Genomic DNA, 341 nt, shown 5'->3' on the forward strand with positions numbered 1-341 from the left:
CTCAGATACATCTATGAAGAACAACTTGTTGGGGATTCTTACCAATCGTCAATCTTTCGTTAAGGAGGTGATCCAGCCGCAGGTTCCCCTACGGCTACCTTGTTACGACTTCTCCCCAGTCATCGGCCACACCGTGGTAACCGCCCTCTTTGCAGTTAGGCTAGCTACTTCTGGTGCAACAAACTCCCATGGTGTGACGGGCGGTGTGTACAAGGCCCGGGAACGTATTCACCGCGGCATTCTGATCCGCGATTACTAGCGATTCCGACTTCATGGAGTCGAGTTGCAGACTCCAATCCGGACTACGATCGGCTTTTTGAGATTAGCATCCTATCGCTAGG

1 rRNA gene is annotated in these 341 nt (G+C 51.9%); it reads right to left on the minus strand.

What is annotated here, in order from left to right:
• Positions 1–60: 60 nt before the first annotated feature.
• A 16S ribosomal RNA gene (locus tag UC75_RS17405) occupies positions 61–341 on the minus strand; the annotation flags it as partial.

The sequence above is a fragment of the Acinetobacter sp. V2 genome, from assembly GCF_001188385.1.
Lineage (GTDB): Bacteria > Pseudomonadota > Gammaproteobacteria > Pseudomonadales > Moraxellaceae > Acinetobacter > Acinetobacter oleivorans.